The organism is Paenibacillus xylanexedens, from assembly GCF_017874615.1.
In the GTDB taxonomy this organism is placed as follows: domain Bacteria; phylum Bacillota; class Bacilli; order Paenibacillales; family Paenibacillaceae; genus Paenibacillus; species Paenibacillus xylanexedens.
Genome location: NZ_JAGIKV010000001.1, coordinates 1 through 18,792 on the forward strand (window position 1 = coordinate 1; position 18,792 = coordinate 18,792).

23 protein-coding genes and 1 tRNA gene are annotated in these 18,792 nt (G+C 46.1%); 5 read left to right on the plus strand and 19 right to left on the minus strand.

Going from position 1 to position 18,792, the window contains the following annotated elements; genetic code table 11:
- Window positions 1-197: 197 nt before the first annotated feature.
- Both J2Z28_RS00005 and aroA read right to left on the minus strand, forming a co-directional pair.
- The gene (locus J2Z28_RS00005; RefSeq protein WP_017687409.1) at window positions 198-632 is read right to left on the minus strand and encodes a CoA-binding protein; all 435 of its coding nucleotides are present in this window, start codon (window positions 630-632) and stop codon (window positions 198-200) included.
- A gap of 60 nt (window positions 633-692) precedes the next feature.
- Window positions 693-1,988, minus strand: a complete 1,296-nt coding sequence (gene aroA, locus J2Z28_RS00010) for a 3-phosphoshikimate 1-carboxyvinyltransferase (RefSeq protein WP_017687408.1) — start codon at window positions 1,986-1,988, stop codon at window positions 693-695.
- Window positions 1,989-2,093: 105 nt separating this feature from the next.
- Between aroA and J2Z28_RS00015 the strand changes: the two genes are divergently transcribed.
- Window positions 2,094-2,399, plus strand: a complete 306-nt coding sequence (locus tag J2Z28_RS00015) for a rhodanese-like domain-containing protein (RefSeq protein ID WP_017687407.1) — start codon at window positions 2,094-2,096, stop codon at window positions 2,397-2,399.
- A 136-nt stretch (window positions 2,400-2,535) separates the two neighbouring features.
- Here the strand turns inward: J2Z28_RS00015 and J2Z28_RS00020 are convergent, their stop codons facing one another.
- From J2Z28_RS00020 to J2Z28_RS00035, 4 genes are all read right to left on the minus strand, one after another.
- Entirely contained in the window at window positions 2,536-3,045 is a 510-nt protein-coding gene (locus tag J2Z28_RS00020; RefSeq protein ID WP_017687406.1) for a shikimate kinase, read from the minus strand.
- Between the two features lie 206 nt (window positions 3,046-3,251).
- Window positions 3,252-4,661 carry an NADP-dependent phosphogluconate dehydrogenase gene (gene gndA, locus J2Z28_RS00025; RefSeq protein WP_211080735.1) on the minus strand — a complete coding sequence of 470 codons (1,410 nt, stop codon included), beginning with the start codon at window positions 4,659-4,661 and terminating at the stop codon, window positions 3,252-3,254.
- A 172-nt stretch (window positions 4,662-4,833) separates the two neighbouring features.
- Entirely contained in the window at window positions 4,834-5,433 is a 600-nt protein-coding gene (locus J2Z28_RS00030; RefSeq protein WP_036614719.1) for a hypothetical protein, read from the minus strand.
- A 253-nt stretch (window positions 5,434-5,686) separates the two neighbouring features.
- The gene (locus J2Z28_RS00035) at window positions 5,687-6,979 is read right to left on the minus strand and encodes an MFS transporter (RefSeq protein ID WP_211080736.1); all 1,293 of its coding nucleotides are present in this window, start codon (window positions 6,977-6,979) and stop codon (window positions 5,687-5,689) included.
- Between the two features lie 176 nt (window positions 6,980-7,155).
- Between J2Z28_RS00035 and J2Z28_RS00040 the strand changes: the two genes are divergently transcribed.
- On the plus strand, window positions 7,156-8,631 hold the full coding sequence (locus J2Z28_RS00040; RefSeq protein WP_026080977.1) for an aminotransferase class I/II-fold pyridoxal phosphate-dependent enzyme: 1,476 nt from the start codon (window positions 7,156-7,158) through the stop codon (window positions 8,629-8,631).
- Between the two features lie 207 nt (window positions 8,632-8,838).
- On the opposite strand, the gene J2Z28_RS00045 is transcribed toward J2Z28_RS00040, so the two are convergent.
- The 9 genes from J2Z28_RS00045 to J2Z28_RS00085 form a co-directional block, all read right to left on the minus strand.
- Window positions 8,839-9,156 carry a DUF1292 domain-containing protein gene (locus J2Z28_RS00045; RefSeq protein WP_036614722.1) on the minus strand — a complete coding sequence of 106 codons (318 nt, stop codon included), beginning with the start codon at window positions 9,154-9,156 and terminating at the stop codon, window positions 8,839-8,841.
- 98 nt (window positions 9,157-9,254) lie between these two features.
- The gene (locus tag J2Z28_RS00050; RefSeq protein ID WP_036614723.1) at window positions 9,255-9,809 is read right to left on the minus strand and encodes a stalk domain-containing protein; all 555 of its coding nucleotides are present in this window, start codon (window positions 9,807-9,809) and stop codon (window positions 9,255-9,257) included.
- A gap of 475 nt (window positions 9,810-10,284) precedes the next feature.
- A complete protein-coding gene (locus J2Z28_RS00055) occupies window positions 10,285-10,464 on the minus strand; it encodes a hypothetical protein (protein ID WP_017687398.1) in 180 nt (59 codons plus the stop codon).
- Window positions 10,465-10,610: 146 nt separating this feature from the next.
- Window positions 10,611-11,030 carry an organic hydroperoxide resistance protein gene (locus tag J2Z28_RS00060; protein WP_017687397.1) on the minus strand — a complete coding sequence of 140 codons (420 nt, stop codon included), beginning with the start codon at window positions 11,028-11,030 and terminating at the stop codon, window positions 10,611-10,613.
- Window positions 11,031-11,197: 167 nt separating this feature from the next.
- Complete coding sequence (locus J2Z28_RS00065) at window positions 11,198-11,884, minus strand: hypothetical protein (protein WP_047843708.1); 687 nt, start codon at window positions 11,882-11,884, stop codon at window positions 11,198-11,200.
- A gap of 2 nt (window positions 11,885-11,886) precedes the next feature.
- Window positions 11,887-12,885 carry a glycoside hydrolase family protein gene (locus tag J2Z28_RS00070; protein ID WP_211080737.1) on the minus strand — a complete coding sequence of 333 codons (999 nt, stop codon included), beginning with the start codon at window positions 12,883-12,885 and terminating at the stop codon, window positions 11,887-11,889.
- Entirely contained in the window at window positions 12,872-13,144 is a 273-nt protein-coding gene (locus tag J2Z28_RS00075; RefSeq protein ID WP_211080738.1) for a hypothetical protein, read from the minus strand. Before J2Z28_RS00075 ends, J2Z28_RS00070 begins: the two co-directional genes overlap by 14 nt.
- A 183-nt stretch (window positions 13,145-13,327) precedes the next feature.
- The gene (locus tag J2Z28_RS00080; RefSeq protein ID WP_211080739.1) at window positions 13,328-15,538 is read right to left on the minus strand and encodes a M1 family metallopeptidase; all 2,211 of its coding nucleotides are present in this window, start codon (window positions 15,536-15,538) and stop codon (window positions 13,328-13,330) included.
- 188 nt (window positions 15,539-15,726) lie between these two features.
- Window positions 15,727-15,799: transfer RNA gene (locus J2Z28_RS00085), tRNA-Val, on the minus strand.
- Window positions 15,800-15,944: 145 nt separating this feature from the next.
- Here J2Z28_RS00085 and J2Z28_RS00090 point away from each other — a divergent pair.
- The 3 genes from J2Z28_RS00090 (at window position 15,945) to J2Z28_RS00100 (ending at window position 17,233) form a co-directional block, all read left to right on the plus strand.
- Window positions 15,945-16,202 (plus strand): hypothetical protein, encoded by a 258-nt coding sequence (locus J2Z28_RS00090; protein WP_211080740.1) that lies wholly within the window; start codon window positions 15,945-15,947, stop codon window positions 16,200-16,202.
- A gap of 238 nt (window positions 16,203-16,440) precedes the next feature.
- Window positions 16,441-16,884, plus strand: coding sequence for a GNAT family N-acetyltransferase (locus J2Z28_RS00095; protein ID WP_211081021.1), 444 nt, complete (start codon window positions 16,441-16,443; stop codon window positions 16,882-16,884).
- 112 nt (window positions 16,885-16,996) lie between these two features.
- Window positions 16,997-17,233, plus strand: coding sequence for a DUF3892 domain-containing protein (locus J2Z28_RS00100; RefSeq protein ID WP_017687389.1), 237 nt, complete (start codon window positions 16,997-16,999; stop codon window positions 17,231-17,233).
- A 75-nt stretch (window positions 17,234-17,308) separates the two neighbouring features.
- Here the strand turns inward: J2Z28_RS00100 and J2Z28_RS00105 are convergent, their stop codons facing one another.
- From J2Z28_RS00105 to J2Z28_RS00120, 4 genes are all read right to left on the minus strand, one after another.
- Window positions 17,309-17,590 (minus strand): hypothetical protein, encoded by a 282-nt coding sequence (locus J2Z28_RS00105; RefSeq protein ID WP_211080741.1) that lies wholly within the window; start codon window positions 17,588-17,590, stop codon window positions 17,309-17,311.
- Entirely contained in the window at window positions 17,574-17,795 is a 222-nt protein-coding gene (locus J2Z28_RS00110; RefSeq protein ID WP_017687387.1) for a hypothetical protein, read from the minus strand. The genes J2Z28_RS00105 and J2Z28_RS00110 overlap by 17 nt, the downstream gene beginning before the upstream one ends.
- A gap of 192 nt (window positions 17,796-17,987) precedes the next feature.
- A complete protein-coding gene (locus J2Z28_RS00115) occupies window positions 17,988-18,308 on the minus strand; it encodes a DUF3889 domain-containing protein (protein WP_036614744.1) in 321 nt (106 codons plus the stop codon).
- 31 nt (window positions 18,309-18,339) lie between these two features.
- A complete protein-coding gene (locus J2Z28_RS00120) occupies window positions 18,340-18,672 on the minus strand; it encodes a hypothetical protein (RefSeq protein WP_211080742.1) in 333 nt (110 codons plus the stop codon).
- Between the last annotated feature and the right edge of the window lie 120 nt (window positions 18,673-18,792).

The window sequence follows — 18,792 nt, forward strand, 5'->3', positions numbered from 1 at the left end:
TTTCTCCACCAGCTGCCCGTCAGCTACGAGGCGACTTGGCTCTTACCTCGACCGGACTTTCACCGGCTAGTTATGTCTAGCTTGGCTAGGCGCGCGAACAGAAAAAATCCCGTCAACTTCAAGTTAACGGGATTCATCCTATGTTCATTCAATTGGGACAGATCAGGAGATCATCCGATCACAGGTGAACGAGCCTCTCAGCCGCGTCCAGCGCCGCGCAGAACGATGGAATCCTCTACCTTGATACAACGATTCGTTACCGCTGTCATGCCGTTCTCTGCAGCAATCTGGACCGCTTCATCACTATGGATGCCAAGCTGCAGCCACAGCACATTTGCTTTGATGGCAGCGGCGTCACGAGCGACATCCGCGCAAAACTCTTCGCGACGAAACACATTGACAATGTCTACCGGCTCTGGAATATCCGCGAGTGTGGCATATACCGTCTCGCCAAGGATTTCACCTTGCACCTGTGGATTAACCGGGATGATGCGATAACCTCTGCTCTGCATGGCTTCTGCCACCATATAGGAAGTGCGATCCGATTTGTCTGATAAGCCGACGACTGCGATGTTGCCTGCCTTGCGCAAAAGTTGTCCAATTTCTTCACGAGTAGGGTTGTTAAATTCCATGTTCAAGCACCATCCTTTTCTGAATTAAAGTGCGTGTTCAAAAGACAGGTTTTCAGTTATTTACTCTTTTACCCATTGAACCGAGGCGCCAAGCGCCTGCAAATGATCGAAATATTGCGGATAAGACTTGGCTACATGGTGTGCATCCCGAATACGAAGCGGCTCCTTGGAACGCAGACCAACGACAGTGAGCGCCATAATTACACGATGATCGTAGTGAGCGTTAATCTCAACGCCGCCCTCAACGCCTTCTGGACGTCCATGTACGATAATCTCAGCTTGACGCTCTTCAACGTTCGCTCCTGCCTTCCGCAGTTCGTTCAAGTAATCGGTGATTCGGTCACATTCCTTGTAACGCAGGTTCTCTACATTATAGAACCGTGACGTGCCTTCCGCAAACACTGCTGCGGCTACCATAGCCAAAACGGCGTCCGTCGCGGCATCCCCGTCGAATTCGATCGCTTTCAATCTGCCATTACCTTGAACGTGTACGACATCGTTCTCATGTGTCAATGGCACTTCCATCATGCGCAGCACGTCAACGATGGCACGTTCACCCTGTTTGCTCTGCTCCATCAGGCGCAGAATTTTCACATCAGACTGTGTAACCGCTGCTGCGGCAAGAACGGCTGCCGAGCCGGGGTAGTCCCCTTGAACCGTGTAGGTCGTCGGCTGGTAAGCCTGTCCACCTGGTACACGGAAGGACATGTAATCATCACTTGCATGGATAACGATGCCTGCCTGCTCCAGCACTTCCAGCGTCTGTCCGATAACGACCTTGGACTTCAGGTCATTCAGCACTTCGATGGTGCTGTCTTCTGCAAGCAACGGAGTTACAAACAACAATGCACTCAGATATTGGGAGCTGACGGAGCCGGATACACGAATGTGTCCACCCTTCGCATTGCCACCCTTGATTGTAATCGGCAAGCGTCCTTGTTCGTGCTGTACATCTACACCCAATTGACCAAGCGCATCGATCAGATCATCATGGGGGCGTTTGCCCAGTGAATCCGGGTACGTATTCACAAATGTAACTTCAGGGCAGAGCGCTGTAACGCCCATCAGGAAACGAAGTACAGCACCCGCATTCCCAACATTCAATTCACGCACATCACGGGGATGACTGCCAAAGCCCTGGATCACAATCTTGCTGTCGTCTTCTTCAAGCACTGCCCCCAGATCGCGAATACATCTGCGCATGGCGTCACTGTCTTCACTGTGTGCCGGGAAATGAATGGTACTTGTGCCTTCTGCCAGCGCAGCAGCCAGCAAATAGCGAGTCGTGTAGTTTTTGGAGGACAGAGCCCCGATTTCCCCGTTCAGCGTGGGGGTTGGTTTAACAATAACGTCCATGGATGAAATTCTCCTTCATTGATTATATTGTGGCCAAATTGACATTCCGTGCATCGCTTGGGTATCATTATAGCGTTAAGTCCATACAGAAAAGAGGACCTGAATATGACACAAATAGCTGAAATTGAAACGTCTGAGCTGCGCCGCCGTTTACAGGCGGGAGAGAAGCTGCAGATGATAGACGTCCGCGAGGACGATGAAGTCGCGCAAGGCATGATCGAAGGAGCCAAGCATATTCCGCTTGGACAGATTCCGGACCGACTGTCTGAGATTGAGAAATCAGGCGAGATCGTGATCATCTGTCGTAGCGGTTACCGCAGTGAGCGTGCCTGTGAATATCTGCAGCAACTGGGATATGAAGGCTGTACAAACATGGTCGGCGGTATGCTTCAGTGGCAACAAGAAGACTAGAGAAACCCGGAGAGAAGCGAAGTCATTTGTAACCTTGTGACTTCTGCTCTGCTCCACTCCTAGAAACGGGCCTATATGGCCCGTTTTGTTCTATCTGCCACCAACTATCAACCAACAAACTTCGATGATCACAAGCTTAGACGCGGTAATGCACTAAAATTAAACGAGTCACTTCAGCAGCGGATAACTCGGTTGTATCCACCGTATAATGCGCGAACCGATATGCGTCTTTCCGTTCTTCCATAATCGTCTTGATGCGTTCCTCTGCATTGCCTGCAAGAAGCGGACGATTGTCGCAGGCGCTAACACGTTCTACAATCACTGCCGGATCAGCAGTCAAGGCAACAACCCAGCCATTATTCGACATCACGTCACAATTATCCGAACGCAGCACCACGCCACCTCCGGTCGCTATGACCTGTGACTTTTTCTCCAATACCGAGCACAACATGCGGCTCTCGGCATCACGGAAATACGTCTCTCCCTTGCCAGTGAACAGTTCGGGAATCGTACAGCCTTCCTCTTTTTCCACCGCGGCGTCCACATCAATCAATCGGTAACCAAGCTCGCGTGCAAGCATGTCAGCGACGGTTGATTTGCCGGTTCCCATCATACCGATGAGAATAATATTGTTAGACTTGCTCAAGGTGTACACTCCTTTAATTCAAGCAATTCGTGAGCACTTTTGTCCTATCATAACACAGCCCTGCGGACTGGGAAAGAACAAAAAGAGGCCTGGCGTTAACCGGCAATAACCGGAACACCAAACCTCTTAATGAGCCTTTCAACAGGCCAAAGCTACCACTTAAAGGCGCTTTAGCCAAATCTCATTGACTCGTATATGCGGTGGTACTATTCCATCCAGTTGTGGTGGAAGCTGCCTTCTTTGTCCACACGTTTGAATGTGTGAGCACCGAAGTAGTCACGCTGTGCTTGCAGCAAGTTGGCTGGCAAACGCTCCGTACGGTAGCTGTCGTAATAAGACAATGCGCTGGAGAATCCAGGTACTGGAACACCTTGTTTTACAGCAGCTGCTACAACTTCACGCCATGCGCCTTGATAAGACTCAACAATGTTTTGGAAGTACGGATCCAAGAGCAGGTTTTTCAGTGCTGCGTCTTTATCATAAGCTTCCTTGATATTTTGCAGGAACTGCGAACGGATGATACATCCGCCGCGGAAGATCATGGCAATGTTGCCGTATTTCAGATCCCAGCCATACTCATCGGAAGCTGCACGCATTTGTGCAAATCCTTGTGCATAGGATACGATTTTACTTGCAAACAGCGCTTTACGCACGTTCTCAATGAACGCTTTTTTGTCGCCAGAAAATGCTTCAGTCGCTGGTCCATTCAGGATTTTGCTAGCTGCCACACGCTCGTCTTTCATGGCAGAGAGGAAACGGGAGAATACGGATTCCGTAATCATGGACAATGGTACGCCGAGATCCAGCGCGCTTTGGCTTGTCCATTTACCTGTTCCTTTTTGTCCAGCAGCATCCAGAATGACGTCAACCATTGGTTTTCCTGTTTCTGGATCGTATTTGGAGAAGATATCTGCTGTGATTTCGATCAGGTAGCTATCCAGCTCTCCTTGATTCCATTCTGTAAAGATCGCATGCAACTCTTCAACGGAAACGTTCAATACGGATTTGAGCAAGTGGTACGCTTCACCAATCAACTGCATATCTCCGTACTCGATACCGTTATGCACCATTTTCACATAGTGTCCGGCACCATCAGGTCCAATATATGTACAACATGGATCGTCACCGACTTTGGCCGAGATCGCCGTCAGGATCGGTTCAACCAGTTTATAAGCACTTTCCTGTCCACCTGGCATGATGGAAGGGCCTTTCAGTGCGCCTTCTTCACCACCGGATACACCTGTACCGATGAAACGAATGCCTTTGTCTTCCAACTCTTTGCTGCGACGTTGCGTGTCAGGGAAGTATGCGTTCCCTCCATCAATGATGATGTCGCCCTCATCCAGGTGAGGAAGCAGTTGTTCAATGGTAGCGTCGGTCGCTTTGCCGGCTTGTACCATGATCAAAATTTTGCGCGGCGATTCCAGGGATGCTACGAACTCTTCAATGGAGAATGAGCCTGTCAGGTTTTTACCTTCAGCTTCTTTCAGAAGATCATTGGTTTTCTCCGGGGAACGGTTATATACCGATACTGAGAAACCTTTACTTTCAATGTTAAGGGCCAAATTTTTGCCCATGACAGCCAGGCCAATTACGCCAATTTGTTGTTTTGTCATCTGGTCCTCCATCCTTTGCTCCAATTAATTTTATTGAAATAAATTCTCAACAATACTCCCATTTTAACGGTTTTATGTATAGAAGTGAACCCCGTGGCACAGCTACGCAACGAGAAAACACCCCAATCTGCTGAGGTGTTCATCGTATTTTCATAAATACGGCCTTATCTTGTCATCCTTCCAACATTAACAGATGTCCAGACAACTGTTTTAAGACTTGACGGCAAGCATTTGCTTTTTCGATATTATCCATCTGCATGGCCGTGTAGAGGCGTTCCAGTTCATCGTCCACTTCCATGCGTAGCAACATGAGCCTTTCCTCACCTTCACGCGAGAGGAACATTTCTTCCATCTCTTCCGCCGTCGGCGCAGGTTCCTTTTGAAAAATGACACGCTGTTTGAATCCGGAAACTTCCACGAGCCGAATGACTTCACCGAATAAAATGTTCTCCACGGTCATCTGCTGATCCTTGAACCGCTTCACAACTGCATGCCCGCGTGTATCTCCAATCAGCTTCTCCAGCCACTCTGCAAGCTTTGCATCCTTAATGATATAATCTCCAGTCATCTTGTAGTTCCCTGTGCGTGTCTGTTGAAAGCGGAGCTTTACCAGCTTGCGGCCGGTCCGGACTGACAGGATAAAAAAGGATTCGTCCTCGCTCCAATATAGTGAATATCCCTCACGAATAAGGTCTCTGATCAAATTTTGGATATGCCGACGGTTGAACCGCAGCTCCAGATTGCAATATTCAACTTCATAACTCTTATTCACGGCACTCCCTCCATCTGTACCGGATCAACTCCGGCCCTCGTCTTCAATCGCTTCTACTCAATCGGCTTACCCTATTTTATACTTCATTTTATGTAAGGGTACTTGGTTATTTGACTATTTTTCACCGAAAGGACCGCCGGATTGCAGCTTTCCGCAGACGCACAGGGGCAAGCCCCCGATTATCGTGATATATTGGACGCGAAAAAGGGAGCCCCACAACCAAGACGGCTGGTGAAACTCCCTTTTCTTTTTCTTATTTGGCCGGAACGGTGCGAAACGGATTGCGGGATAACACAAAGTGCACAACGGCAAGTCCTGCCATGACGATGGCACTGCCGATGAATGGAGCCGGATGGCTCACGTGGTCCCACAGCAGTCCGGAAACAATGGGGCCTACAACCATGCCTGATCCCTGCAATGTAAGGAAGAATCCCCAGATCGCACCCCGCTCCCCTTTGGGAATCAGTGTGGCTACAAAAGCATTCCAGGCGGGCAAAATCATGGCATAACTGATGCCCACCAGCATGACAACACCAAACACCACCGGAATGGATGTTATGGAGGAAAACGCGAACAGACTCGCCGCCGCCATCAAAAAACCAACGTTCAGGAACGGTTTCGTGCCAAACCTGTCTACCATTTTACCAACAGGCAGCAAGGCAATAACGGTTATTCCACCACCCGCAATCAGCAACAAACTGTAAAGATTTGGTGAGATGTGCAGGTCTGTGCGTGTATATAGCGTGATTACTGGACTGAGCAGCCCGATGACAAACGACTGCATAAACAAGGCAGGATACACCAGTGGATTAACATTAAGCGTGCTGCGTACCCGTTGCAGTGTGCCCTTCACACTCTTTTGCAGCCGGATGAACGGCGTGAGCAGATTCGGTTTGGCTGCATATTTCACATCACTATTCTTCGCTGCTTGCTCGGCATGCTCTCCTTCAACAATGACACGTCCAGGAAGAATCATGGCCACCAGAATAACGAGAATGGCACACCCCATTAATACAAGAAAAATGGTGCGATAATCATGATGCGTGCGCTCCAGCAGCCAGTTCATGCCTATAGGTCCAAGCCCCGTTCCGCCGAGAGCAGCCATCTCCAGCGCCCCCATTGCTGTACCATTCTTGTTCTGTGGGCCTGACATCGCCGTCACCCCTGTCATGGCGCAAGGCCAGAGCGGTGACGTACCAATGCCAAGAATCAGACAGGCCATGGCCAGTCCAACGGCACTTTTGAGAAAAAGGATCATAATAACAGCGATTAAGGTACAGATTAATGCTGTAACCATCGTTGCGCGGAACCCGATCCGTTCTGCTGCCCAGCCGGAAGGTGCACGGAACAGATTATCTCCCAGATATTGAAGAGCAAATGCCACACCAATGACGCCTGCAGACAGACCCAGTATATTGTCCATATACACGGGCAGAACAGCTACCAACAGGGCTCCTTTGATAATTTCAACTAGAAAAAGTGTCAGCCACATCGCGATAAAAAATGGTGATCGCAAAATTTTGGCTGGTTTTGTATCGGTTTGCATTCTTTTTCCCCTTTCGGTGTTCATTTGCCTATTCCCTATCCTTAGTGTAACCGTGGGGAATGTGCCCAAATCTCGGCAATTTAAAAAATTGTCGATTATACTGTTGCATTCGGTTCTACATTTGCTATACTCATCTTTGTTTACCAATTTTATTAGGAAGGGTTGTGACAGCACTGATGAATCACCACCGTACGCCGCTGTTTACCGCTTTAAAAAATCATGCGGCACTCAATCCGGTACAGTTTCATATTCCGGGCCATAAAAAAGGATTGGGAGCGGATACCGAATTCCGTGAATTTATTGGCGATAATGCCTTCTCCATAGATTTGATTAACATCGCACCGTTGGATGATCTGCATCAGCCAACCGGTGTCATTCAGGAAGCACAGATTTTGGCAGCAGATGCCTTCGGAGCCGATTATACCTATTTTAGTGTACAAGGCACAAGCAGTGCCATTATGACCATGATTCTGTCTGTATGCTCACCGGGTGACAAAATTATTGTGCCCCGTAATGTGCATAAATCGGTTCTGTCCGCGATTATTTTCTCAGGCGCCAAACCCGTATTTGTTTCTCCTTCACAAGATGCCAATCTGGGCATTGACCATGGAGTGACTACACAGTCTATCCGTCGCGCACTTGAGCGTCATCCAGATGCCAAGGCATTGCTTGTAATTAACCCGACCTATTACGGCGTGGTTACCGATCTAAAAGAGATTGTTGAGCTGGCACACAGCTACCAAGTCCCTGTACTTGTTGATGAAGCACATGGCGTACTCATTCATTTCCATGAGGATCTGCCGTTGTCTGCGATGGCAGCAGGTGCCGATATGGCTGCAACCAGTGTCCACAAGCTTGGTGGCTCCATGACACAGAGTTCCGTACTCAACCTGAATACGAAGAATGGGTTCGTGAATCCACAGCGTGTACAGACGATCCTGAGTCTGCTCACCTCAACATCAACTTCATACATTTTGCTTGCTTCACTCGATACATCAAGACGTAACCTGGCACTCCACGGTCGTGAGATTGCACAGAAGGCGATTGAACTAGCTGAGTTTGCCAGACGTTCGATTAACGATATGGATGGCCTGTATTGCTTCGGTAGAGAACTGCTGGGTACAGAAGCGACCTTCAACTATGATCCAACCAAGGTAACGATCCATGTTCGCCATCTGGGTATTACAGGGTATGAGACAGAGAACTGGCTGCGTGAACATTACAACATCGAGGTTGAACTTAGTGATATGTACAATATTCTGTGTCTCATTACGCCAGGAGATACGGATAATAGTGTGGATATCTTACTGAACGCTTTGCAAGATCTCTCCCGTACCTATTATCAAGTGAACCCGGCCCATGAACTGGTAGTTAAAGTTCCGGATATTCCACAGTTGATGCTGACTCCACGGGACGCATTCTACGGTGATACCGAAGTGATTCCGTTTAAGGAATCCGCAGGACGTATTATTTCAGAATTCATCTATGTCTATCCGCCAGGAATTCCGATCCTGTTGCCGGGTGAGGTTATCACCCAGGAAAATATCGACTACATCATCGATCATGTCGAAGTTGGATTACCCGTCAAAGGACCCGAAGATCGCAGCGTAACCAACGTTAAAGTGATCGTGGAAGCCGATGCCATTTTCTAAAACAACCTCCTTGCGCTGTGCAGGGGATAACCTTAAAGGACCAAGCCCTAGCTTGGTCCTTTTTTATTTTATGGGACAAGCGAGTTTGCATTTTCCCGTCTATTTCGTCGTTCAAACCAGTGGTGTAAATGCTCGTATACCTCTTAAAAAACAAACAAAAGGCCCCCTGAGATCAAGGAGCCTTCATGTTATGTTCCAAAAGAATGACTATTCTTGTGATGCAACGAGTTCGTTGTAAGCCGCTTCAACGCGGTTCCACTCTTCTTCGTCTTCAATATTGTAGAGCACCATTTCCTCGTCTTCTTCTTCCATACGCAGGATGATGCCGTCAGCTTCAGGATTGTTACGTTCCAGCAGGAGCGCATAAACATGCTTCTCCACGTCAAACGTCTCCACCAAAACCATCTCCACGTCTTGGCCGTTCTCGTCTGTTAATGTGAGAAGGACTTCTTCATGCTCGTGGTCGTGGTCGTGGTCTTGCCCGCATCCGCAGCCATCGCCGTGTTCATGTGTGTGATCGCTCATTGAAATACCTCGCTTTATAAATAGAAATTGTGTAACCTTGCATATCGTAACATGTTCAATGACCCAGGTCAATTTAAAAGGGAAGCGTTACTTTCGCTTCAATCGTTCAGCGCTGTAATGATTTTCTCCGCTACCAGGACGTAGCTGCTGTTTGCATTTTCTTTAATATGAAAGCCGACCTGATACTTGCCGGCACGACTGAAATCGTACGTAAAATCATATGTTCGGAACCAGAAGTTATCCTTCTGGGTCGTAAGCTCCTGGGACTGGATATCCTTCACCTGACCACTCGGGTTAGTGATCGTTACTTTCACGGCAGCTACATCTGCTGTCAGACTGTCCACTTGTGAAAATACATTGAATTTCAGCTTACCTACGTTAACGTTGCCAAATACAGTGTCTCCCTTGAAGAGAAAAATATGTACATTCGGTTTGATCACCGTTACTCTCTTGTTACTGCTGTCCCATTTGACGACGCCTCCGGCTTCCCTTACAGGAACGTAGGTCGTTCCATCAATTAAATAACCTCCGTCAGCTGCTTCCTTGCCGTTAATGAGAACTCGAATCTTCTCGTTCACGGAATCTGCAAACAATAAAGACCCGCCGAGCAAGGAGAATACCGTGACACAAAGCAATATTCGTTTCCATTTCATCCCGTCAATGTTCCCTCCCCTGCTGCTAGCTGTTGTACATTTATACTGCAGATTCATCCACAAAGTTGCGCTGTTTTTCATCATTTTTCATTTTTTATCCAGAATTTTTTCCACCCCTTGGAATGCACAAAAAGAGGCGATCCTCATTTAAGGATGCCCCTGATCTATAATTGTTATATATACGGGATTATAAGAAGAGTTTATGAAGAAGTATGGCGGGTCAATATACAGGGAACGCCCTTGCCTAAAGCCCCTTCAATTCTCATCCGTGCAGCGTAATCCATGCCTCGTGTACATGGTGTCTTACATCTCTCGCATATATCCGATGTGACCAACTTCATGGATACACGTATTTTATCACTCTTTAATGCGGGAGCTTTCTTACCTTTTGCCTTTGCCATCCCGGATTCCCCATTTCCCCAAGTGCTTACTGATGTAATGCATCATATGGGGATTCGCCCGGTTGTGTGTCTATTTAGAAAACGTATTTAAATAATAAAAATATGACAAGGAGGATACCTCCGAGAATGAGCCAGTTGCTGATTTCATACCAAATGCTCTTGCCTCCGGACAGGTATTTCTGTTCATTCTCCTGATGACGCTGACGGTGGGTATCGGTCTCAGAGCCATGGGGTGGTTTGCTAAAATCCATCATAAGTACATTCCCCTTTCAGCAGTTTTGAGTAAACTTAATACCATTATAACCCACAATTGAGTGCGAAATTGATTTTTATGCATAAAAAACCAAAAAACCTCCGATTTCTCGGAGGCTCCCTATCAACAACAAATTAGTATCAGTGATTACGCCAGTTCCACGTTAACATTCACGTTCCCTTTGATTCCTTTGGAATATGGGCAGTAGTCGTGGGCAAGTTTCACAAACTTCTGTGCTGTCTCCTCGTCCAGACCAAGGATTTTAACTTCCAAATCGACTTGAAGCTTCACGCCGTTATCCTCAGAGTCCGTCACCAACATTACGGTTGCAGCTACGGTACTTCTTTCAATTTCAACTTTGTGTTTCTTCAATTGAAACTCCAGTGCGGAGTTAAAACACGCACTATACCCTGCTGCAAACAACTGCTCCGGATTAGTAGCTGTCGTCACTTGTCCTCCGAGTTCTGGTGGTGCAGCAACATCCAACATAAACACGTTATCTGGGGATTGTACGATGCCTTGACGTCCGCCTGTATTGATGACTGTTGTTTCATATAATGTTTTCATGGTTGAAAACTCCTCTTCATCATTTAATTTTTTTATGTGTTATACAGAATTTCTTGTTTTTTTGTTTTGCTAACAATTTGATTGTACACAATTTAATTTCGTTTGTAAACATTATTATTAAAATAAAAAAAGAAGCCGCTTATCAGACGACTCCTCCGTCATTCCAATCAGTTACTCCAGATATCCACTTTCATCTGTGCACATTTGAAATACTTGGCCTCGGCCTTACTTGTAGTCAGTTTCAAAAGACATTGCAGTTCTCCATGTTGGAACAACCCACCGCTAAGGTCAGCAGCAACACCGCCATATTGATCATCCGCACCAAGCCATACGGACGGTCTCTCGAACCCAGCTGAGAACTGTAATCCGGTACAGAGCAACACAGTGAGATTCTTACGGTTCTGTGCTTCATCTCCTGCTACGCCATGTGTGGTGAAGAACACCATGTTTTGATTAAAATCCGTGTACGTTCCATCTGCTTTATAGGCACGGACCATACCATATTTCTGATTTACGTTTTGAAAAAAAGTGATTCCGGCCTTGCTATCCTTCGATTTAATGCCAACCTGAACTGAGATTCCAATGTTCCCGTTTAATTGTAGCGCTTCCAAAGTGATTGCAATTGCTGTTACTTTCGAGCTGTCAATCAGATGTTTCATTTTCAACTCTGCCGTGGCTCCTGCCGTTGTCGGAGTTGTAACGGTAATGGTCCCTCTGTCGGGCAAAGGCTCAAACGTAGGGGTGCCCACCACCTCCACCCAATCCGGTAACGTTCCGTAAAGAAAATCGGCCACAAGCTGTTTGTGAACCTTTCCAAAGGGCACAATCTGACCCGCTGCATCACGTATAACCATCTCTACACCCCCACCGAATAGGCTACACCGATATTATGATCGGTATTGTAATACACGTACACTACACCGTCCATAACGGACACCATCAAGGACTGCATGTTGGTCGTTTCCCAATCCAATGCCGGAAAATATATATCTGTAGGTTTGTCCAGCAGTTGACGAAAGTCTGCACTGATCTTGGCAATGGCAGGCCGAGCTACCGTCGTAACCCCACCGGAAGCATAAGCTGATAACATACCCAGCCACCACATGCTCCCTTTGTACATAAATACACCAGCATTGGGTCTCGAAATGTTTTCTCCTGCACTTAATGTGGCATCATTCCCACCCATTAATGGTCTTGGATCAGCTAACCAGCTACGTCCGTCATGTGAATGCCAGATACATTTACGACCAAAGTCCCCACCGCCCATCACTGAGAAACCGATCCATTTGCCACCATTTCTGAAACACGAGAAGTAACCGGTGTGACCATCACCTGGGAACCCGGGAGGTTTGTCCAGAATCAAACCCACTCTTGTCCAGTTAATCATGTCTACAGAGGTCGCAAGTGCCGTTGATTGATTGATCCCCAGTCCGTTTTGTTGATAATACATAAAGAACAATTGTTCTTCATCGTTCCAGATCACAAATGGAGTTTCCGTCGAATTCCCAACCACAGTATCGAGATACACCTGTCCGTGTTTGGTCCATGGTCCTGTCGGGCTGTTCGAGTAGGCTAGTCCAATTCCTCCGATGTTATTATGGTTGGTAGAATACGTAGCATAATAATCTGCTTTTGCATCAGAGATAAGCCCCTTTACCTTGATCGCCCGAAACCAATAAATTGATTGAAGGCCCGCCATTGCAGCGGTATACATAGGATTGTCCATTTTTTTATCAAATTGAGGCGTGTACATCCGTCTGGTTTCTGCATCGCAATAATCATAAGGCGCAACGGCCCTGTTTGCCTTCATCGCTGCATCGAGTGCTGCCTGAGCAATATTTTCAGTCATAGACATGGGAACTCAACTCCTTCGTGAGCAGGGTATCACCATGTACCGGTCGCGAATATAAAACATCCGAAGTGTCCTTTAATAGGATTGAAAAATCAACAACATTACCCTCATTCGCAGCCGGCTCCTGAGTATTACAAATGATAGGACAAATTCTAGCATTATATGAATACGCTTTCATTTTGTTCATTCCTTTATTTCCTTTACAGTTGTAATCAGCAACTGTCCCTTTCATTGGTACGCCCGGATAATGTTGATCCTTCATATTAATCCCTCCTATTGTTTTCTCCCAATAAGTATATTCATGAAGTTGCCTTTATGTTAAAGCATTATGCCCATCTTACAGCCTATTATTCTAAGACTGGTTTTCATATAAAACATAAACAGGCTAACCAATACAAATTGGCTAACCTGTTTGAACGAAGAAACTGCAAAAACCAATTACTTATTATTCCGCAAAAAGTGAAGATATGGGATTCGCAACTTTTTTATTGGATTGCTCCTTGCCTTGGTTATCCAATACATAGTACTGGTAAAAGTCGTTAGTGAATCCGATAGACTCCTGTATTTTCAGCTTAAAAGCTTCAAATGCCGCATCACTCAGATGATCCTCATTCCAGAAATAATGAAGCATCAATCGATTCTGGTTATAGGGATGTTTGATAACATATGCACCCGCGGCGAGAGGTTGATCCATGGTATTCTTCCAAGGAAAACCCGTCTGTTTCGTCCGGTCGATAATGTTGAATTTTAAAGCCTGCACCAATCCATTTGACTTGGCATTGCCAATGACAATAAGGTTGCTGTTGCCGATCTCTTTTTTCATCTTTTGCTTCAGTTCCTTGCGATCCCGTATAATGTCGTATCTCATACCAGTCATATCAAGGAATCCGGTCAACTGGTTAACCATATCTTCCTGCTGTTTAGTTGCAAGCTTACTCACCTGATCGCTGAGCACAATGGTTAATTCCTCGCCTTGAAGGGCTTTGTCCATCAATCGATTCATCACTTCATAAGGCAGATCAGGGATCATACCCATGACAGTCTTATATTGCACTTGTAAGACATCATGCACATAGGCGGCGGTCTCTTCCTGTGATAATTGGTATTCCGGCTTTAAGACAAAATTAGGCTGATATAGGGCCATCTGCATTTCTGAACGTATTTCTTTACCAAGCACATCTTCAATGGTTTGAAGCAGCCCCTCTACCGTTGCATTTTGGTACACGTAGCGTTTGAAATATGTCCTCATCAACTCGTCAAATTTCTCTTCACCGACGGAACGGTAAAGCTGATAGATCGCTTGTCGCCCCTTCTGATAATATACCAAACTTGCCAAATCCCCAGCTTCATCGTTTGTTGACACAATCGCCATATCTACGGGCGCAGTATCAAACTGTATGGATCTGAACCCATTTAGCTTGTCTCCCTGTTTCTCGGCAAAATACACCATGGAGAAATCAGCAAAGCCTTCATCCAGGAAGGATTCTGTCTCCGAATTATTACCGATCAATGCATGGAACCACTGATGCGCTATTTCATGAACAAATGTTGTGTCTTCTTCTGGAACAGCACCATTTTGAATCTGTCCCATCTGGATGAGCCTCGCATATTCCACGGCAACACCTTGTACATACGTCTCGACAATTCGGAACTCTGGATAGGGATACTTGCCATATTTCTCACTATAGAAATCGATGACCTTGAATGCCTGATTAATGTAGCGGTCAACTATCTTTTTCTTGGATGGATCATCGTTGTAATAATAGTATTCCACCGTCAGACCGTTACGGGTAACACTCTCCACTTGAAGGTTTGGACTAGCAAAGAATACAAACTCCCTTGTGTTCTCGGCCACAGCAGAAACAACTTTACGACCATGTTCTGTACTGTCTTGAGTGGTGATCGTACCCGGCATGGCTACCTGATACTCATCAGGAACATTGAATTGAACTTCAAAGTCCGATGAGGTGTAATAATCGCTCTCAAATGTTCGACTATACGGTGCCTTGTTCCATTGATGCTTAACCTCGTCGTATACAGACATCACCGGGAACCAGTGTGCACCATTGATCATGTCTTTGTAGTAGGAAACTCGCTGTGAGCCATAGGGTATGTTCAACTGAAACTCCAGTTGGAATGATACCCATTCACCTGGTTGAACGGGCTTTTTCAACTGCACGGTCAACGCCTGGTTTTCCTTATGGAAGTCCAGCGATTGGCTATCTGCGGTTACAGCCTGAATATCGATGCCACCCAGAAAGTCCTCTGCTGTCTTCTCCGGGTGATCTTCACTAATCTTCTCATTATGCTGTTGGTACATGCTCGCCTGTGTAGACTTGGAGAGGTTTGCATCAGCATATGTATGAAGGACCAGCTGCTGGAGTGCATCCTTGCTTGTGTTGCGATACGTTACCTTCTCGCTCCCCTGGATCGTCATGTCCTTCTCATTCAACCGAGCCTGGATCTGGTATTGAATCGGGGTCTGCTCTAGAGAATCTTTCGGTGTGTTATATATCTTCGTAGATACAGGCGCTGGGTCTGCTTCCGCGGCAACAACCCCCATGTTAGCAAGTGGGCTTGTTGCCAGTATTAAAGCCAGTGTACCCGCGATCCCTACTCTGGCTAACTTTGATGTAAATGGGTTTGAATAATTCATAAGTTCTCTCCTTCTTCTGTTCTATATTGACCTCAGAACCAAGTATAGAAGACGAACCTTACGCTGAATTTATGTTTTATTTAAGTTTTGTTTAAAAAAGAGGAGAGAAACTGAATCGCTTGGAAACGCATTTATTTTTGTATGTGAAAAAAAGAAAAGAAGCCTTACATTGTAAGGCTTCTCGTGTATGATCTGTAGTGGGCTCGAACCACTGACCCCTACCCTGTCAAGATAGTGCTCTCCCAGCTGAGCTAACAGATCATGATATATAATTGTTTCCCCAATCAAGTAACAGTATCATATCAAGTAACCGTGTTCATTGTCAATGATTTATTTGGTTATAATTCACCCGAAATGGTGCACAATAAAGGAAAGATTACCATTTCTACAACGAGGTGAATTCCCTATGAGAAACTTAACAAAACGGTCAAAATCCAATAAATATACATTCACCAAATGCTTCTTTCTCTTTGCTGGGCTTATGATTCTCATTACAACCGTTACTGGTTGCGGCTTGGAGAGGGATGAACATACGGTACAATTCCAACAATTACAACAGCCCAATGAAAATGGTGAGTCTCTACCCGTCTGGCTGGACGTATACTCCAAATCTGTAATTCAAGATGTGTATTCTCCGCGAGGAAGCAGTGAAGTCTTGCCGTGAAGGTTAACAGGTGAATTACTCATCTTCATCCCACTTGCGTGAGTATGCTTTCTTCGTAACGTAATACAACAGAGTAATCATTGCCACCGACATTAGCAATGTAATTACCATGATGCCTGTCATGCCCATCACTACCCCCTCCTCTCCCAATATGTTCCAGACTTCACTATACAGGAAAAACATTTTTTTGTATAATTCAGTCTGATATGTCGCGCAAGAGCAGAAAGAAGGAATGGAATTGGCAGCTGAGATTAGTTATGTATCGACAGAAGAACAACTGGAGCAAGCCCTGGGAATTCGCCATCACGTTTTTGTGATCGAGCAACAGGTGCCTGCCGAGATTGAGATTGATCAATATGATGTCATCAGTCCGGATGTGCATCATGTATTGTTAAGTACGGATGGCCAAGCTGTAGCCACAGGACGTCTGATCTATTACAGCAAGGATACCGCCAAAATGCAGCGGATCGCAGTGCTTGAATCTCATCGTTCATTTGGTTATGGACGTGTGCTTCTGCTCGCGATGGAGGAGCTGGCACGTGAACTCGGCTTATCCTATTCTGTACTGGATGCGCAGTGTCAGGCACAGAAATTCTATGAAAAACTGGGTTATGAAGTGATTTCGGAAGAACCTTTTTATGATGCAGATATTCTGCATGTTCGTATGAAAAAGAGCTTGTAAAACTTCGACGTTGGCAGGTCTTATCAGCACATGATGCATACTTCCGAGGAAATCGGATAGGCTAATCAGGTAGACAGATTCCTATCTCGTCATATAAGGAGAGTGTGACATCATGGATCAAACGACACGCGAGAGCTTCACAGCCGTACAGAAAAATGGTGACGGTGACCTGACGGCCTTTCAGACTTCAGCAGGACGTGTACTGGATTATCAGCAGGCACTTGCAGAAGTAAAGGCTGGCGCTATTGCCGGCGTGAATGTATTTAAAGGCAAGGACGGCGAAATGTACATTCGCGGCGATGCCGACGGTGACCCAACCAACAACCTGGACCAACTTCCCCATTTCTAAAATAGATGCACATGTCTTATGTGTGACACAATAAGCGCCGATCCGGTTATCCGGGTTGGCGTTTTCTTATTATAATTAGTAGTCCGTAAAATATTTTACGGAATCACCGGAAGGTTGGCTTTTGCGAATCGGCTGTTGTGCCTGTTCCCATGCCTGTAAAATCTGTATCCCTTCCAGAGTAGACCGGTTCTCCCACGCGATGTGCCCGGTGCGTTCAAGCTCCAGCAATGACTCATGAATGTAAGCTCTGCTTCGTCCCGTCTTGTTCTCCAGTTCATCCATACGCGGCAGCCTGCGCCGTTGTCCTGCATAGTTCACCATAATACGCAAAATCTTGCGTTCAAAGTCGTTCAGCATACTTTACCTCCCCATTCAGATCGGTAACAGGACGCCATGCCAGAATACCTTGCTCCAGAAATGTTCGGGGCGAACCTTCTTTTCCCGCTGATGCTCTAATCATCCCGCCACGTACACTGTTAATTCGAATCTGTCGCTGCGTAATCTGCCCTGCACGATCCATGTAGACAAGCTCCACCATCTGGCCAATATATTTCCCTAGCATAATCATCCCTCCGATAAGAACGTTTGTTTGTATTTCATATTATATGCGAACATAAGTTCTTTATTCAATAGTAAAAAAAGGATTTTGTAAAATAAAAAAACCAGACTTACACCTCAATGATTAAGGCAGTCTGGTTCAACCCACAGTATAGCTAATATGAAAACATGGCTTGTAATGACCAAGTCCAGCGGATCAGTGTCGATCCGATTCGGAAAATTGTACTTTCTTTAATTGCTGTGTAGACGGATTAAAATCAACATTCACATAGACTGCGAATTGCTTGCCGTCTTTAGCACGAACCCATAGCTTGAACTGTTCCCGTGATTGATCCGCTGTTAGAGAGGTGCGACCGATATGCTTATAGTCCAAAATATCCACATTATACTTGGTCTGTGTTTCTTTGACCGCAATAATTCCCCACTTCGCATAATCAGGGATAGCGGCACCTGTGCCTGATGTAATTCCAGCTAAACTCAGAACTACCGACATGACGGTAACGATGAGCATTCTCATTTCACTCACTCCTTGGGACAATATGTTTCTGTTATATTGCCCGTCCGGGTTTCATTTTACACGAATAAACGAAAGATCCAGGCCAGTGCTGTAGGGAAAAAGGAACCACATGAACAAGTCGGTCAAACGAATCAGGAGGCTCCGTCCGGAAACTCATTCCCCAGTCACCCGAGAAAAAGTGTTGTTGTGTCTTCGGCTCCTCAGGACGTTCCAACCCGTATTTCTTTTCAAGCCTTTGCCTCGTTTGTTCATCCACCTGAACCTCGTTCGTAACGTCATATGCTGTGGCAGGCTCGCTGCTTATGTACATCTGTATCATTAGAAACATTACAATCCCAACTATTTGTATCCAACGCTTGTTCATCTCTTACTCCTTTATGGATTCATGACTCTCTTCTCTTGTACGTGAAGACTCGTTTGAATGTTTGATTATACATAAATTTGACCGTATTGGAAATAACAAATGGGAGAAGAGTTGGGGCAT

Excerpts from the sequence above, each read along its gene's own strand:
- gndA (WP_211080735.1), bottom strand. The coding sequence starts at position 4,661 with ATGACAAAACAACAAATTGGCGTAATTGGCCTGGCTGTCATGGGCAAA.
- J2Z28_RS00055 (WP_017687398.1), bottom strand. The coding sequence starts at position 10,464 with ATGATGGATTTTAGCAAACCACCCCATGGCTCTGAGACCGATACCCAC.
- J2Z28_RS00045 (WP_036614722.1), bottom strand. The coding sequence starts at position 9,156 with ATGAGCGATCACACACATGAACACGGCGATGGCTGCGGATGCGGGCAA.
- J2Z28_RS00065 (WP_047843708.1), bottom strand. The coding sequence starts at position 11,884 with ATGGTTATACGTGATGCAGCGGGTCAGATTGTGCCCTTTGGAAAGGTT.
- J2Z28_RS00060 (WP_017687397.1), bottom strand. The coding sequence starts at position 11,030 with ATGAAAACATTATATGAAACAACAGTCATCAATACAGGCGGACGTCAA.
- J2Z28_RS00005 (WP_017687409.1), bottom strand. The coding sequence starts at position 632 with ATGGAATTTAACAACCCTACTCGTGAAGAAATTGGACAACTTTTGCGC.
- aroA (WP_017687408.1), bottom strand. The coding sequence starts at position 1,988 with ATGGACGTTATTGTTAAACCAACCCCCACGCTGAACGGGGAAATCGGG.
- J2Z28_RS00115 (WP_036614744.1), bottom strand. The coding sequence starts at position 18,308 with ATGAGAATGCTCATCGTTACCGTCATGTCGGTAGTTCTGAGTTTAGCT.
- J2Z28_RS00075 (WP_211080738.1), bottom strand. The coding sequence starts at position 13,144 with ATGAAGGATCAACATTATCCGGGCGTACCAATGAAAGGGACAGTTGCT.
- J2Z28_RS00040 (WP_026080977.1), top strand. The coding sequence starts at position 7,156 with ATGAATCACCACCGTACGCCGCTGTTTACCGCTTTAAAAAATCATGCG.
- J2Z28_RS00015 (WP_017687407.1), top strand. The coding sequence starts at position 2,094 with ATGACACAAATAGCTGAAATTGAAACGTCTGAGCTGCGCCGCCGTTTA.
- J2Z28_RS00110 (WP_017687387.1), bottom strand. The coding sequence starts at position 17,795 with ATGCTAGGGAAATATATTGGCCAGATGGTGGAGCTTGTCTACATGGAT.
- J2Z28_RS00120 (WP_211080742.1), bottom strand. The coding sequence starts at position 18,672 with ATGAACAAGCGTTGGATACAAATAGTTGGGATTGTAATGTTTCTAATG.
- J2Z28_RS00050 (WP_036614723.1), bottom strand. The coding sequence starts at position 9,809 with ATGAAATGGAAACGAATATTGCTTTGTGTCACGGTATTCTCCTTGCTC.
- J2Z28_RS00080 (WP_211080739.1), bottom strand. The coding sequence starts at position 15,538 with ATGAATTATTCAAACCCATTTACATCAAAGTTAGCCAGAGTAGGGATC.
- J2Z28_RS00105 (WP_211080741.1), bottom strand. The coding sequence starts at position 17,590 with ATGCTGAACGACTTTGAACGCAAGATTTTGCGTATTATGGTGAACTAT.
- J2Z28_RS00090 (WP_211080740.1), top strand. The coding sequence starts at position 15,945 with ATGAGAAACTTAACAAAACGGTCAAAATCCAATAAATATACATTCACC.
- J2Z28_RS00035 (WP_211080736.1), bottom strand. The coding sequence starts at position 6,979 with ATGCAAACCGATACAAAACCAGCCAAAATTTTGCGATCACCATTTTTT.
- J2Z28_RS00100 (WP_017687389.1), top strand. The coding sequence starts at position 16,997 with ATGGATCAAACGACACGCGAGAGCTTCACAGCCGTACAGAAAAATGGT.
- J2Z28_RS00070 (WP_211080737.1), bottom strand. The coding sequence starts at position 12,885 with ATGTCTATGACTGAAAATATTGCTCAGGCAGCACTCGATGCAGCGATG.